Annotated in this window: 12 protein-coding genes; 8 read left to right on the top strand and 4 right to left on the bottom strand. The window is 67.9% G+C overall.

Annotated elements, in window-relative coordinates:
• The first annotated feature begins 8 nt into the window (after window positions 1–8).
• From aceA to FHY50_RS01460, 6 genes are all read left to right on the top strand, one after another.
• Window positions 9–1,304 (top strand): isocitrate lyase, encoded by a 1,296-nt coding sequence (gene aceA, locus FHY50_RS01485; RefSeq protein ID WP_140046634.1) that lies wholly within the window; start codon window positions 9–11, stop codon window positions 1,302–1,304.
• A gap of 177 nt (window positions 1,305–1,481) precedes the next feature.
• On the top strand, window positions 1,482–2,594 hold the full coding sequence (locus tag FHY50_RS01480) for a glycoside hydrolase family 5 protein (protein ID WP_243846669.1): 1,113 nt from the start codon (window positions 1,482–1,484) through the stop codon (window positions 2,592–2,594).
• Window positions 2,595–2,654: 60 nt separating this feature from the next.
• Window positions 2,655–3,698: a hypothetical protein gene (locus FHY50_RS01475; RefSeq protein WP_140046633.1), complete on the top strand. Its 1,044-nt coding sequence runs from the start codon at window positions 2,655–2,657 to the stop codon at window positions 3,696–3,698.
• Window positions 3,699–3,730: 32 nt separating this feature from the next.
• Window positions 3,731–4,279, top strand: a complete 549-nt coding sequence (locus FHY50_RS01470) for a hypothetical protein (protein WP_140046632.1) — start codon at window positions 3,731–3,733, stop codon at window positions 4,277–4,279.
• Entirely contained in the window at window positions 4,276–4,815 is a 540-nt protein-coding gene (locus FHY50_RS01465) for a hypothetical protein (RefSeq protein WP_140046631.1), read from the top strand. The genes FHY50_RS01470 and FHY50_RS01465 overlap by 4 nt, the downstream gene beginning before the upstream one ends.
• A gap of 384 nt (window positions 4,816–5,199) precedes the next feature.
• Window positions 5,200–5,790 (top strand): NADPH-dependent FMN reductase, encoded by a 591-nt coding sequence (locus FHY50_RS01460; RefSeq protein ID WP_140046630.1) that lies wholly within the window; start codon window positions 5,200–5,202, stop codon window positions 5,788–5,790.
• A 1-nt stretch (window position 5,791) separates the two neighbouring features.
• Here FHY50_RS01460 and FHY50_RS01455 read toward each other — a convergent pair whose 3' ends face one another.
• The 3 genes from FHY50_RS01455 to FHY50_RS01445 all read right to left on the bottom strand — a co-directional run bounded on the left by FHY50_RS01455 (window position 5,792) and on the right by FHY50_RS01445 (window position 10,247).
• Entirely contained in the window at window positions 5,792–6,661 is an 870-nt protein-coding gene (locus FHY50_RS01455; protein WP_140046629.1) for a class I SAM-dependent methyltransferase, read from the bottom strand.
• 169 nt (window positions 6,662–6,830) lie between these two features.
• Window positions 6,831–9,410 (bottom strand): DNA mismatch repair protein MutS, encoded by a 2,580-nt coding sequence (mutS, locus tag FHY50_RS01450; RefSeq protein WP_140230974.1) that lies wholly within the window; start codon window positions 9,408–9,410, stop codon window positions 6,831–6,833.
• 84 nt (window positions 9,411–9,494) lie between these two features.
• Complete coding sequence (locus FHY50_RS01445) at window positions 9,495–10,247, bottom strand: SDR family oxidoreductase (protein ID WP_140046628.1); 753 nt, start codon at window positions 10,245–10,247, stop codon at window positions 9,495–9,497.
• 117 nt (window positions 10,248–10,364) lie between these two features.
• On the opposite strand from FHY50_RS01445, the gene FHY50_RS01440 reads away from it, so the two are divergent.
• Window positions 10,365–12,620, top strand: a complete 2,256-nt coding sequence (locus FHY50_RS01440; protein ID WP_140046627.1) for an NADP-dependent malic enzyme — start codon at window positions 10,365–10,367, stop codon at window positions 12,618–12,620.
• Between the two features lie 10 nt (window positions 12,621–12,630).
• A complete protein-coding gene (locus FHY50_RS01435) occupies window positions 12,631–13,266 on the top strand; it encodes a peptidylprolyl isomerase (protein WP_420030870.1) in 636 nt (211 codons plus the stop codon).
• A gap of 105 nt (window positions 13,267–13,371) precedes the next feature.
• Here the strand turns inward: FHY50_RS01435 and FHY50_RS01430 are convergent, their stop codons facing one another.
• Window positions 13,372–14,160 (bottom strand): SDR family oxidoreductase, encoded by a 789-nt coding sequence (locus tag FHY50_RS01430; RefSeq protein WP_140046626.1) that lies wholly within the window; start codon window positions 14,158–14,160, stop codon window positions 13,372–13,374.
• Window positions 14,161–14,250: the final 90 nt, after the last annotated feature.

Here is a 14,250-nt window from a genome sequence, read left to right as displayed (position 1 = left end):
GAACTGACATGACGACCTTCGAGAGCCTTGTCCCCGCCCCCGCCGGCCGCTTCGAAGGCATCGAGCGGCCCTACTCGCCTGCCGATGTAGAGAGGCTCCGCGGATCGGTGACGATCGAGCATACGCTGGCGACGCGCGGTGCGAACCGGTTGTGGGAACTGCTCCAGTCGGAGGACTATATCAACGCGCTCGGCGCGCTGAGCGGCAACCAGGCAATGCAGATGGTGCGCGCCGGATTGAAGGCGATCTACCTGTCAGGCTGGCAGGTCGCCGCCGACGCCAACACCGCGGGCCAGATGTACCCCGACCAGTCGCTCTATCCCGCCAATGCCGGGCCGGAACTCGCGCGCAGGATCAACGCGACGCTCCAGCGCGCCGATCAGATCGAGCATAGCGAGGGCGGCGCGACGCGGGACTGGTTCGCACCCATCGTCGCCGATGCCGAAGCTGGCTTCGGCGGGCCGCTCAACTGCTACGAGATCATGAAGGCGTACATCGCCGCCGGCGTTGCGGGCGTGCATTACGAAGACCAGCTGGCATCGGAAAAAAAGTGCGGCCATCTGGGTGGAAAAGTGCTGATCCCGACCCAGGCGCATATTCGCAATCTCGACGCCGCGCGCCTCGCCGCCGACGTCGCGGGCGTGCCGACGCTCATCTGCGCGCGCACCGATGCCGAGAGCGCGAAGCTCATCACCTCGGACATCGACGCGCGTGACCATGAATTCCTGACCGGAGAGCGCACGCCCGAAGGCTTCTTCCGCCTGAAGGAAGGCACTGGCGTCGATCACTGCATCCGGCGCGGCCTCGCCTTCGCACCGCACGCCGACCTGCTGTGGTGGGAAACGTCGAAACCCAATCTCGACGATGCCCGCCGCTTCGCCGAGGCGATCAAGGCGGAGTTTCCGAACAAGATGCTGGCGTATAACTGCTCGCCCAGCTTCAATTGGGAAGCCAATCTCGATACGCATGACATCGCCCGCTTTCAGCGCGAGATCGGCGCGATGGGGTATAAGTTCCAGTTCGTCACGCTGGCGGGCTTCCATCAGCTCAACTTCGGCATGTTTGAACTGGCGCGCGGCTACAAGGACCGCGGGATGGCGGCCTACAGTGAGTTGCAACAGGCCGAATTCGCCGCCGAAGCCGATGGCTACACCGCTACCCGCCACCAGCGCGAAGTCGGCACCGGCTATTTCGACCTGGTAGCGACGACGCTGGCGGGCGGCGCCAGTTCGACGACCGCACTCGCCGAGTCCACCGAGGCAGCACAATTCGAGGCCAAGGTGCCGATCCGCGCCGCCGCGTAGCGTCCTGGCCGGCGCGCGTCCCCCTTTGCTGCGCCGGCCCTTTGTTTCCTGGGGAGGAAAGGTGCCCGCCGGACGCGTTCCGGCGGGCATTTCCGTTGCCAGCCACAGGCCGCACGGTTGCGGCATGCGCATAATCTCGATATCGTTTTGCAATAAGAGCAACACGGGAGCGGGCAGATGCGGCGATGGATCCTTGCAGCGCTGGCCGCCGGTGTCGCCGGGTGCAGCGGCGGGGCCGGTGGCGGCGGCAGCGTGATCGCGCCGCCCTCGCCCACGCCGACCGCGACTCCCACGCCGACCGCGACGCCGACCCCCGCCCCCGCCGCATTCGTCCCCGGGCCTGCCGCGCGCGCGATGACCGGCGTCGCGCTGCCGCTCGGCAAATGCGTCAACATGGCCAACCATCTCGAGGCGCCGACCGAAGGCGAATGGGGCCGCGCGATCGTCGATGCCGACTTCGCGATCATCAAGGCGGGCGGCTTCGACAGCATCCGCTTGCCGGTGCGCTGGTCGGCCCATGCCGCGACCACGCCGCCCTATGCGATCGACCCGGCATTCCTCTCCCGCGTGGAGCACCTTGTCGAGACCGCGACCGACGCCGGGCTCAACGTCATGCTCAACATGCATCATTATGACGAGCTTTTCGCCGACCCGCCCGCGCATGGCGAGCGCTTCGCCGCGATGTGGCGCCAGATCGCGGCGACGTTCGCCGACGCACCGGACAGCGTCTGGTTCGAACTGCTCAACGAACCGCACGACGTCCTAGACGACGACAATCTGCTATCGGTGTTGACCCCGGCGCTGGCCCAGGTCCGCGCGAGCAACCCGACCCGCCCGGTAGTGATCGGCGGCGAGAATTACAGCGGCATCGGCTCGCTCGCCAGCCTGCCGATGCCCGACGACCCGTATCTCGTGCCGACCTTCCATTACTACGATCCGTTCGCGTTCACCCATCAGGGCGCGAACTGGGTGTCGCCGGCACCTGCCCTGGGCCGCAGCTTCGGCAGTGACGCCGACATCGCCGCGCTGCGCAGCGATCTCGACAAGGTTACCGCCTATATCGAACGCACCGGCCGGGTGCCGTTCGTCGGCGAATATGGCGCGATCGACCACCCGCAAGTGCCACTGGCAGAGCGCGTCGCCTATATGAACACCGTCAGCGCCGCCTTCGCGTCGGTCGGCGTCCAGAGCTGCGCCTGGGGCTACACCAACAGCTTCCGCCTGCGCGACGGCGACGCCTGGCTTCCCGGGATGCTCGACGCGATCGAGACGACGACCACGCTCGAATAGCCGGCGGCGCGGCCCGGTCGCGACGCTACCATCTCCCGTGCAGGGTCGGGGAGCCGGACGATGACGATACGCAAGTTGATCGCGGCTGCGGTCGCGATGATCGCCTGGACCGCCCCGGCATTCGCATGCTCGATGCGCGAGGGCTACCGCGTACCCGACAATCTCGAGCTAGTCGAACAGGCCGACGCGATCATGCTGGTGCGTGTCGTCGGCGGTCCGACCGAACACGGCCCCGAACCGGACGACTTCGCGCCCGAACTGCAGGTCGAGCTGGTGCGGGCTCTCAGGGGCAGCGTCCCGCCCGACCGGCTAAAACTGTTCGGGCTGACCGCATGGAACGGCAATCCGGTTCCGGCGATCGTCACACCGCTAAGCGAGGCGCATTTCAGCACCGGCATCGGCGGATGCATCCGCCAATTCTATGCGCTGGGCGAACTGGTGGTGGTGATGTTCGAGCAAGGCGACGACGGCATCCAGCCGGCATTCCACGCCTTTGCCCGGACCTTCGAGACGGTGGACGGGCCGGATGACATCTGGGTCCATGCGGTCGAGCGCTACCTTACCCTCGCCGATGGGCCGGAGGCGACGCGACGCGCGCGGATCGAGGCGGAACGGGCGCGCCAGGCGGCGCTCGGCACGATCGAGGGAGCGGCGATCGCTGCTGATCTCGAAGGCGTGCTCGATCCCGGCCGCACGCTGCCCCGCGACGTGGCGCGCAGCTTCAATGCGCCGACCGAGACCGCGCTGTTCCTGCCAGCGCCTGAGGGTGACGGCGTCGCGCTGGTGTGCACACGGGAAAAACCGCCCTATCTCGTGTGGCAAGGCGCGCCCGGAGCCCGCCTGACAGTAGCGATCGGCGATGCCTGGTTCACTGCCGCTCCCGCCCGAACCGACCCATCCGAATCCGGGGCGGCGGCGGTGATCGCGGCGCTGCACGACCCGTTGGGAGCACTGGGCGCGCTACGCGGGGCGACGGGAACGATCGCCGTGCGTAAGGGCGGCCAAGTGGTTGCCAGCGGCCGGGCTGCCGACGTGGCGCTGCGCTTCGCCGGGCGGTGCAGCGGTTTCGTCCGAAATCCGCGAGCAGCGGGAGACAGCGGTTGAGCGCCGGCCACGCATCGCGCATAACCGCCGGCATGTCGCGTCGCTTTCCGGGTCTTGCCCTTGTCACCACAGGCTTCCTCGCACTCGGAGCCTGCGTGCCGCGCGCCGAGCCGCCGCCCCCGCCGGTCGAGACGCCTGCCCCCGCGCCGGCACCGACCCCGCCGCCCACGCCGGCCCCGGCCGCAGTCAACTGGGCCGATCTTCCGCCGACGCCGGGCGACTGGGTCTATCGCCGCGACGAGCGCGGATCGATCGCGCTGTTCGGGCGCAGCGGCGCCGATGCCGATTTCACCATCCGCTGCGATCGCGCTGCCGGCCAGCTGTTCCTGTCGCGCCGGGGTAGCGCCACCGGGCCGGCAACGATGACCATCCGCACCACCAGCGCCACGCGTGCGCTGACCGCGCGTCCGACCGGGGGAACCCCGGCCTACGTCGCCGCCGCCGTGACGCCGCGCGACAGCCTGCTCGATGCGATGGGCTTCAGCCGCGGCCGAGTGCTGGTGGCGGTGTCGGCAATGCCGCAACTGGTGCTTCCGTCCTGGGCGGAGATCCTGCGCGTGACCGAGGACTGCCGCGCGTGATCCGCCGCGCCGCGCTAGGCTGCGCGGCGCTGCTCGCCGGATGTTCCGCCGAGCCCGAGCCAGCGGCAAACGCGGTGACGATCGCCGTCCCCGCGACCGAAACGCCCGCCGCGCCCGTTTCCCCTGCCGCCCCGCTCGCGCCCGGCGAATTGCCCGCGCCCGAACTTGACGGTGCCGTGCCGGCCACAGGCAGCTGGGAGCAGGCCGGCGCCGTAGCCCGGTTCGGCACCAAAGCCCGCCCGGCGACGTTCGCGATCCGCTGCGACCCCGCCGCGCGCTCCATCGCGTTCATCCGCCCCGGCGCGCGCGGCGCCGCGATCCGGATCGTTGCGGCATCAGGAGCGGCGACCTATCCGGCGATTAACGAGGGCGGCACGCTGGTCGCGCAAACCACCGCCGACGACCGCTTCGTCGCCGACACGCTGATGCGCGCCGATGGTCAACTGGCAGTGCAGATCGATACCGCACCGCCACTGTCTATCCCCACCGATCGCAGGGTCCGTGACGTTATCCAAGGCTGTTCGGGACCGCGCTGAACCCAGTCCGATCGGTGTCGGGCCGATTTGCGCAGGCCGACGAGAATCGTCCAATTTTTCTCGAATTACAAGTCTTGTTCTTGATTGCGGGATGACTCACATATCGACGCGTACCGAGCACGGTACATTGTGTTTCAACCAGCGAAAGGAGGTGATCCGATGTCTCATGGTTCAGCAATGGGGTCGGTTCAGTTCGTTCGGGAGACGCGCCGCTGATCGCCTGACCGGGGACGACGGGAGGATCTTTCCTCCAATCAACGTCCGACCCGAACGGCAAGCGGCCCGCATGGTCTCCCGCGCTGGAAGTTCCGGCCGCTGACCATGTCGGAGGTCGCCGGGTCCCTGACGGGGCTCGGCGGCCTCTTTCATGTCTGGAGCAGGTGAATGCGCGACACCATCCTTGTCCTGTATGGATCGTACCGCTCCGATCGCGCGGGCATCCGGCTCGCGCGCTACCTGGTCGATCGCCTCGCGCAGCGCGGCGCGGCGGCGGAACTGATCGATGCGCAGGCCGTCGGTCTGCCCATGCTCGATCGCATGTTCAAGGAATATGCCGAGGGCGAAGCACCGGCGGCGATGGCCGAGCTGGCGGGCAAGATCCGCAGCGCCTATGGCTTCGTTTTCGTCACCGGCGAATATAATTGGGGCATGCAGCCCGGGCTCAAGAACCTGACCGATCATTTCCTCGAGGAATGGTTCTGGCGCCCCGCGGCTATCGCCAGCTATTCGGCCGGACGGCTGGGCGGTGCGCGCAGCAATTCGATGTGGCACCCGACGCTGTCCGAAATGGGCATGGTCGTGGTGCCGAGCACCCTGACCGTCGGCACGATCGGCGCGAGCCTCGATGCCGGCGGCAATCCCGTCGGCGAGGGCGGCGCCGCGCTCGACAAGGCGTTTCCGCGCTTCGCCGACGATCTCGCCTGGTGGGCAGAGGCGGCGCGCGCGCAGCGCCAGCGCCGCGCGCCGCCCTATTGAGTCAGGTCGCCTGGTCGATCAGGTCGGCAAGCGGGATATCGGCTTCGTTTTTGGGCCGCGACAGAAAGAACTCGGCGTGGAGCGCGCCGTCCGCCTCCAGCCCCGCGGTGTCGAGCCCCAGCCGGTCGACCTGTGCCATCACCCGCTCCTGCTCGATATCCGAAGCAAAGGCGCGCTGAGCGAACGTCTCGCCCTCGAGCTTTTCGGTGACATAGCCCCAGCCGCCCAGCGTCTGTTCGATCGCGTCATAGGGAAACATCCGCAGCACGAAATTGCCGATCCACGGTGCGGCGCCAGCGGTGACCGCTGGCATCAGCGCTGCAAAGGTGCGCTGCGTGACATAGCCGACACAGCCGGTCGAGACGATCATGTCGATCGGCGCCAGCGTCTCGGCAAGCGCCGGCGGCACGGCATTGCGCTCGAGATCGAGCGTCACCCCGTCGTCGAGAATACCGACATCCTCGGCATAGGCGATCGCCGGTTCGGACGGGTCGAGCCCGATGACGCGCACGTCCGCGCACGGCTGCGCATCGAAATAGGCGCGATCGACCTCGCGTACCGCATCGCTGTCGATGCCGTGCAGCACCGGATCGGTCCAGCGCGCCTGCAGGTCCGCCATCGCGAGCGGATATTTGAGCAGGGCGGCATTGATCCCATAGGAACAGCCGAGGTCGAGCGCATGGACCGTCCCCTTGCGCCGGGCACGGATGGCATCGACCATGCGTTGGAATACGGGCTGCGCCGCGGCCGGAATGGCATAATCGAGCTTGCCGAGTTCGCGAAAATAGGCACGCGGGTCAGCCTGGTCGTAGATCGCGCTCATATTGGCTTTGGTGCCCGTGGCGTCATCGCGGATGGCGACGGTCGTCATGATGGTTCTCCCCCATTTTTCGCCGGTCGCAGAATGAAGGGCGCGCGATCCGCGCCGGACGACCGGCATGCCACGCGCGCGCCGAACGGCGCGACAGGTGGGCCAAAAATGGCCCGAATGCGTGGCTGAGGGGCCCGGGTACCAGATCGCGGCGGCGATGCCCACCGCTTCAGTCCGCCCGGGCGATATCCTTTAGCCGATACAGCGCGTCCAGCGCATCGCGCGGGCTCAGCGCGTCGATCTCCAGCGCCTCCAGCGCGTCGCGCAGCGGATCGCCCGCCGCTTCCTCGACCTGCATCGCGGCGGCGAATAGCGGTAGATCGTCGAGACCCGCCGCCAGCCCTCCGGTGCTGGCGCGCCCCGCTTCGAGCTTGGCGAGCACCGCCTTGGCGCGCTGGACCGTGGCGGGCGGCATCCCCGCCAGCCGCGCGACCGCGAGACCATAGCTGCGATCCGCCGGTCCGTCGGCGACTTCGTGGAGCAGGACGAGGTCACCCTTCCACTCGCGCGCGCGGACATGGTGCAGCGACAGCGCCTCGCAGCGTTCGGCGAGCCGCGTCAGCTCATGGTAATGCGTTGCGAACAGGCAGCGGCAGCGATTGTCCTCGTGGATCGCCTCGACCACCGCCCAGGCGATGGCAAGTCCGTCATAGGTCGAGGTGCCGCGCCCGACCTCGTCAAGGATGACGAAGCTGTCGGGCGTCGCCTGCGCGAGGATCGCGGCGGTTTCGACCATCTCGACCATGAAGGTCGACCGCCCGCGCGCAAGATTGTCCGACGCGCCGACCCGGCTGAACAATCTGTCGACCAGGCCGAGCTTCGCGCGCGCCGCGGGGACATAGCTTCCCGCCTGCGCCAGCACGGCGATCAGCGCGTTCTGGCGTAGAAAGGTCGATTTGCCGCCCATGTTCGGCCCGGTGACCAGCCACAGCCGCGACGCTGCCGACAGGCTGCAGTCATTGGCGACGAAGCGCCCGCCGGTGCGGGCAATGGCATCCTCGACCACGGGGTGGCGTCCGCCCTCGACGTCGAAACAGGCGTGGTCGACCAGCACCGGCCGCGCCCACCCACCTTCTGCCGCGCGTTCGGCGAGTGCCGCGGCGACATCGATGCGCGCCAGTGCGTCGGCGGTCTCGGCGATCGCGAGGCGGCGGTCGAGCGCGGCGGCGGTCAGATCCTCGAGATGCGCGGCCTCGGCAGCAAGCGCGTGACTCCCGGCCTGCGTCACCTTGAGCGCGGCATCGTGAAGATCCGCGGCATTGAAGCGGACCACGCCGGCCAGCGTCTGGCGATGGGTGAAGCCGCTGCCCTCTGCCATCAACGCATCGGCCGCACGCGCCGGTACTTCGATATGATAGCCGAGCACGCCATTGTGGCGTACCTTGAGCGCGGCGATGCCTGTGCGCTTGCGATACTCGGCCTCGAGCGCGGCGATTGCCCTGCGGCCACCCGCCCCGGTCGCGCGCAGGTCGTCGAGCGCCGCGTCATAGCCCTCGGCGATATAGTTTCCCTGCGCGGTCTCGATCGGCGGGGTCGGCACCAGCGCGCGCTTGAGCAGGTCGATCAGCGCGCCATGCCCGCGAAGCTGCGGCGCCAGTTCGACCAGCAACGGCGGCGGCGCCGCCATGCGGCCGAGCCGCTCGCCCAGATGCCATGCCGCGTCGAGTCCGTCGCGCAACTGGCCCAGATCACGCGGACTGCCCCGCCCTGCCGCCAGCCGCCCCAGCGCGCGGCCGATGTCGGGCAGCGTCCGCAACGCCTGCCGCACCGCGTCGCGCATCGCCGGGTCGTCATGGAAGCGCTGCACGGCGTCGAGCCGCGCGTCGATGGCAGTTCGGTCCATCAACGGCGCGGCGATGTCGGCGGCGAGCAGCCGCGCTCCTGCCCCGGTGACGGTGCGATCGACCGCGTCGACCAAGCTGCCTTTGCGTACGCCGCCTACGCTCTGGGTGAGTTCCAGGCTCTCGCGCGTCGCCGCATCGATCGCCATCGACGCGCTGCTGGCGGTGATGCGCGGCGGGCGCAGGAACGGCAGCGCGCCTTTCGCAGTATGGTCGAGATACGCGATCAGCCCGCCCGCCGCCGCCAATGCCGCGCGCGAGAACTGCCCGAACCCGTCGAGCGTCGCGACACCGAACAGCGCCTTGAGCCGTTCTTCGCCGCGGCTGCTGTCGAATTCCCCGCGCGGGCGCAGCACGGTCGCAGCGTCGGCATGCGGCGAGGCTTCGGACACGACCACTTCGGCCGGGTCGAGCCGGGCGAGGACTGCTCCCAAGGCACCGGCGTCGGCCTCGAACAGCTCGAACCGGCCGGTCGAGACGTCGGCGGCAGCGACCACGATGCCGCCGCCCGCTTCGCCGACCGCTGCGCACCAATTGGCGGCGCGCGTGTCGAGCAAGGCTTCCTCGGTCAGCGTGCCGGCGGTCACCACACGCACGATCGCGCGCGCGACCAGCGCCTTCGATCCGCGCGCCTTCTTCGCCCCCTCGGGTGTCTCGATCTGCTCGGCGATGGCGACGCGGTGCCCTGCCTTGATCAGCCGCTGGAGATAGCCGGTCGCGGCATGGACGGGCACGCCGCACATCGGCACCTTGTCCCCCTCATGCTCGCCGCGCGCGGTAAGCGCGATATCGAGACAGGCAGCGGCGATGCGCGCGTCCTCGAAGAACATCTCGAAGAAATCGCCCATGCGGTAGAACAGCAGGCAATCCTGCGCTTCCGCCTTGAGCGCCTGGTATTGCGCCATCATCGGGGTTTGCGCGGGCAACGTCATCTGCCCGCGCATAAAGACTGACGCGCCGAAGGCAACGGCCCGCCAGCCCGTGACGGCGCCTCAGTGCCTTGAGTTGAGTGCCGCGAACACCTGATCATAGTCGCCGCGGCGCTCGGCCTCGCGCAGGAAGCGGACGCGTTCGACGCACACTTCGTGTCGCTCCGGATCGGCCTCCAGCAAGGCCATGACTTCGTCGATATAGGCGTCGAGCGGCATCGAATTGGGATTGTCGGCATGGCCGGGCATCAGGTCGGTCGCGACTGCAGGCGGCACGATCTCGACCACGTCGATGCCCGTATCTGCGAGCTGCGCGCGCAGCGATTGCGACCAGCTGTGGATCGCCGCCTTGGTCGCGTTGTAGGTCGGCGTCGCGACCAGCGGGACGAAGGCGAGCCCCGACGACACGGTGACGATCGCCGCCGCGTCCTTGCTGCGCAGATGCGGCAGCAGCGCGGCGGTCAGGCGGATCGGACCTAGCAGGTTGGTGGCGACGATCGCTTCGGCGGTGTCGGTGGAATAGCCACTAGCGGCCATGTCCTCGGCGATCATGATCCCGGCGTTGTGGACGACGACGTTGAGGTCGGGATGGTCGGCGACGATCCGCGCAGCTCCGTCGATGATCGCCCCCGCATCGGACACGTCGAGCACTGCCGTTGCGATCCCGGCATGCGCGTCGGCGACCTCCTCCAACGCCTCACGTCTGCGCCCGGCGACGATGACCTTGTTGCCGCGTGCATGCAGCGCTTCGGCCAGCGCGCGGCCGATACCGGTGCCCCCGCCGGTGACGAGGATGGTGTTACCGCTCAGCTTCATGTGCCGTCTCCTTGAAGGGGTCGCGCCACAGCTAGGAAGCGCATGCCGCGCCGGGAAGGGGTGACGCGGCGACGGACGCTGCGTAAAGGCTGGGCAACGACGAGGAGAGGCGCCCGGATGTCCGACGAGACCAACCAGTTTTCTGACCGCGAAGCGCTGCTGTTCCATTCCGAAGGGCGTCCCGGCAAGATCGAGATCATCTCGTCCAAACCGATGGCGACGCAGCGCGATCTCGCGCTGGCCTATTCGCCGGGCGTCGCAGTGCCGGTCAAGGCGATCCACGAGGATCCGGCGACCGCCTACGACTATACCGCCAAGGGCAATCTGGTCGCCGTCATCTCGAACGGCACCGCGATCCTGGGCCTCGGCAACCTCGGCGCGCTGGCATCGAAGCCGGTGATGGAAGGCAAGGCGGTGCTGTTCAAGCGCTTCGCCGACGTCGATTCGATCGACCTGGAAGTCGATACAGAGGACGTCGATGCGTTCATTAATTGCGTCGCGCTGCTCGAGCCGAGCTTCGGGGGGATCAACCTCGAGGATATCAAGGCGCCCGAGTGCTTCATCATCGAACAGACGCTGCGCGAACGCATGAACATTCCGGTGTTCCATGACGATCAGCACGGCACCGCGATCATCACCGCCGCCGGCCTCATCAATGCCTGCCTGCTGACCGGACGGCGGCTGGGCGATATCAAGGTCGTCGTCAACGGCGCGGGTGCAGCGGCGATCGCGTGCACCGAACTGATGAAGGCGATGGGTGTGCGCGCCGACCACGTCATCCTGTGCGATCGCAAGGGCGTGATCTGGCAAGGGCGCGACGACGTCAACCAATGGCAGTCGGCGCATGCGGCCAAGACCGACACGCGCACGCTGACCGAGGCGCTGCACGGAGCCGACGTGTTCCTGGGCCTCTCCGCGGCAGGCGCGCTCCAGCCCGAGATGGTCAAGGACATGGCCAAGGCGCCGATCATCTTCGCGATGGCCAATCCCGAGCCGGAGATCCGCCCCGAACTGGCCAAGGCGGCACGGCCCGACGCGATCGTCGCCACCGGCCGGTCGGATTATCCCAACCAGGTCAACAACGTGCTCGGCTTCCCGTTCATCTTCCGCGGTGCGCTCGACGTGCGCGCGACCGGGATCAACGATGCGATGAAGATCGCCGCCGCCAACGCAATCGCCGAGCTGGCGCGCGAGCGGGTGCCCGAGGAAGTGGCGCTGGCATATGGGGTGCAGCACAATTTCGGCCCGGACTACATCATCCCGGCGCCGTTCGATCCGCGGCTGATGGAACTGGTGTCGGTGGCGGTTGCCAAGGCGGCGATGGATACGGGACTGGCGACGCGCCCGATCCTCGACATGGCCGCCTATCGCCAGAGCCTGCGCCAGCGGCTCAACCCGACGACATCGGTGCTCAGCCTCGCCTATGACGGCGCGCGCGCACGGCCCAAGCGGGTGATCTTCGCCGAGGGCGAGGAAGAAGTCGTGCTGCGCGCAGCGATCGCGTTTCGCGACGGCGGCTACGGCACGCCGGTGCTGGTCGGCCGCGACGACGTCTATGACCGGCTGAAGGCGCTGGGCGTTCCCGATCCGGAGAGCTTCGAGGTGCACAACAGCCGTGTCTCGCCGCTGGTGCCGCGGATGGTCGATTTCCTCTATGCGCGGCTGCAACGGCGCGGCTTCCTGCGCCGCGAGGTCGAGCGCATGGTCAATCAGGATCGCAACATCTTCGCCGCGCTGCTGCTTCAGCTCGGCGAAGGCGACACGATGATCACCGGCGTCACCCGCGCCTATGCCCAGTCGATCCGCGAGGTACGCCGCGTCGTCGATCCCGAGCCAGGGCGCACGCCGTTCGGCATCCACATCCTGGTTGGGCAGAGCCACACGGTGTTCATCGCCGACACCACGGTGAACGAACGCCCCAACGGCGAGGAACTGGCCGACTTCGCCGAACAGACCGCGCAGGTCGCGCGCCGCATGGGGCATGAGCCGCGCGTCGCGTTTCTAAGCTATTCGACCTTCGGCAATCCCGAGGGCAAGTGGCTCGACAATATCCGCGAGGCGGTGCGCGTGCTCGATCGGCGCGAGGTGGGATTCGAGTATGAAGGCGAGATGGCACCCGATGTCGCGCTCAATGCCCGCCAGATGAAGAATTATCCGTTCGCGCGGCTGTCCGGCCCCGCCAACATCCTGATCATGCCGGGGCTGCAATCGGCCAATATCTCGGCGAAACTGCTGCGCGAGCTCGGCGGCGACCAGATGATCGGGCCGATGCTGATCGGTATGGAAAAGAACGTCCAGATCGCGCCGATGACCTCGACCGCGGGCGATCTCGTCACGCTGGCGGTGCTCGCGGCGAGCGGGATCGCGCGCTGAGCAATCTCCATTGAATTTCCGTCGTACATTGCTGCTGGCACCGCTGGCGCTGCTGCTCGGCGCCGCACCTGCCGAGCCGCCGGTCGTGCGCGTCCGGCTCGACACCAGCGCAGGTCCGATCCTGCTGGCGCTCGATGCCCGCCGCGCCCCGGCGACCACCGCCAATTTCCTGGCCTATGTCGACGATGGCCGCTTCGACGGGACGACCTTCTACCGCGCGACGCGGCGCAAGCGCGATCCGCAGACCGGCTTCATCCAGGGCGGCATCCGCATGGACGCGCGCCGCATCCTGCCGACCTTCCCACTCGAAACCACCGCCAAGACAGGTATCCGCCACCTTGATGCGACGATCTCGATGGCGCGCGGCGGCGGCGCCGCGGCGGCGGGCGGCAATTTCTTCCTGACCGTCGGCCCTGCCCCGTCGATGGACGCACGCGGCGAATTTCGCGGCTACGCGGCGTTCGGTCGCGTGATCGGCGGCATGGCAACGGTCAAACGCATCCTCGCCCTGCCGACCGGCGGCGGCCGCGACGCGATGAAGGGGCAGATGATCCTGAAACCGATCCGTATCCTGCGCGCCCGGCGGATCGACGGCACGGCCAAGCCGACCGGGCGGCCCAAAGTGTGGAAGCTGTTCGAGCGGTAGGTCGGCTCCCTCCACCCGTTGGTTTCGAGCGAAGTCGAGAAACGCGGCTGGACGGGAATTGGCGGTTTCTCGATTACGCTCGAAACCAGCGCTTCTTGAGCCGCCTCACGCGTCGATGCTGCCCCCCAGCGACGCATTGACCAGCCCGCCATCGACGGTGATCGTGTCGCCGACCACATAATCCCCCGCGCGGCTGGCCAGGTAGATCGCCGCGCCTGCCATATCCTCGTCCACGCCGATGCGCTGCGCAGGGATACGGCGGGCAACGTCACCGCCGTGGTCGCGCGCGGCCTTGTTCATGTCGCTGGCAAAGGCTCCCGGTGCGATCGAGGTGACGTTGATGCCGTCGCGGATCAACCGCGCCGCCATCCGCTTCGTCAGATAGATTAGCGCCGATTTCGATGCATGATAGCTGTACGTTTCCCACGGATTGAGCCGCTGCCCATCGATCGAGGTGATGTTGATCACCTTGGCGGGCCGCTCGCGCGACCCCGCCGCCTTCAACGCGGGATGCAGTGCCTGGGTTAGGAAGAACGGCGATTTCACGTTCAAGTCCATGACCTTGTCCCAGCCCTTCTCGGGAAAATCCTCGAACGGTTCGCCCCACGCCGCGCCCGCATTGTTGACGAGGATGTCGAGCCGCGCTTCCTGCTCTGCCAGTTGCGCTGCCAGTGCCTTGCACCCGGCGACGGTCGACACGTCCTGCGGCAGCGCGATGCAGTTCGAGCCCAGTTCCTCGGCGGTTTCGAAACATGCGTCGGCCTTGCGCGACGAGATATACACCTTGGCACCCTGCGCGACGAAGCCCGCCGCGATCATCCGCCCGATCCCGCGCGAGCCGCCGGTGACCAGCGCAACGCGCCCATCCAGGCGAAAAAGGGTGCTTGTGTCCATACTGTCGACTCCCGTGTCTGGACGTTGTTGCTAGACCCGGCAGTCGGCTACGGCAAGCCGTACCCGGACTTCCAAAATCAACGGCTGCTA

It is taken from the genome of Sphingomonas japonica (genome assembly GCF_006346325.1).
GTDB lineage: Bacteria > Pseudomonadota > Alphaproteobacteria > Sphingomonadales > Sphingomonadaceae > Sphingomonas > Sphingomonas japonica.
The sequence above is the reverse complement of the archived record's forward strand: the minus strand, read 5'-3'. Positions and strand labels throughout refer to the sequence as shown.